This is a genomic window from Lactococcus sp. DD01, from assembly GCF_001578715.1.
Classification (GTDB): Bacteria; Bacillota; Bacilli; order Lactobacillales; family Streptococcaceae; genus Lactococcus; species Lactococcus petauri.
This window is the reverse complement of sequence record NZ_KQ968939.1, coordinates 855,791-856,500: the sequence shown is the minus strand read 5'-3', so window position 1 is coordinate 856,500 and position 710 is coordinate 855,791. Positions and strand designations below refer to the sequence as shown.

General features: G+C 41.4%; 2 protein-coding genes. Both read left to right on the top strand.

Features of this window, described 5'->3' with window-relative positions:
• On the top strand, positions 1 to 191 hold a 191-nt coding region (locus LACDD01_RS04150), incomplete at its 5' end, for a hypothetical protein (protein WP_231863378.1).
• Positions 191 to 550, top strand: coding sequence for a hypothetical protein (locus LACDD01_RS04145; RefSeq protein ID WP_061413314.1), 360 nt, complete (start codon positions 191 to 193; stop codon positions 548 to 550). The genes LACDD01_RS04150 and LACDD01_RS04145, both read left to right, overlap by 1 nt.
• The last annotated feature ends 160 nt before the right edge of the window (positions 551 to 710 follow it).

Below are 710 nucleotides of genomic sequence, written 5' to 3'. Positions count from 1 at the left end.
AAAATGAAAAGGTTGAGTTTGCAGGAAGTGAAATGCCTTGCATGAAAGCAGGGCAAAACTTAACCAACCAAATGCTTGCTTCAGTTGGAGAGTTTGTCGGCACTGTAGAAGCACAAGCCAATAAGATTAAGGGCTTAGCGCAAAAGATTGAACATGATGACCAAGCAGACAGTCAGAGTTGGGGGTTCTAATGGCAAAAGATAAACATGCGGAAGAACGTTTCCGTTTAAACCGAGAAATCATGCTTCAAGAACAAGTAGAAGAGGAGATACGAGCGGAAGAGCGTAGCCTCAAGCAATCCGTTGAGCATTTCCAAGACCAAATGAATACTCTTTTCCGTCAAGAAGAAGCTTATTTTGCACGCCTCCAAGAAAAAGGCGCTTTGGCCAATAGCCAAGATTTTGCGCTTCATGAAATAAAAAAAGAAATTGGACGTGTAACCGAAAGTATGAAAGAACAACTTACTGCAGGTTATCGTAAAGAGCAGGTTGCAAACCAAGATAAATTAGGCAAACTTCAGAGAGAAAGGAATGCTTTAACATGGGATTAAAATACAATAAAAATGACGGACAGCTCTTAAGCTCTGCTTTAAAGCATAACTTAGAGATTGCGGATCAGATTGTAGAAGATGTGCAAGAAGGTGTTGACCACCTTTTAAGCATGATTGGCGACCCTTTTGGAGGTCTTGAAGGACAAGCCTATCATGCGGC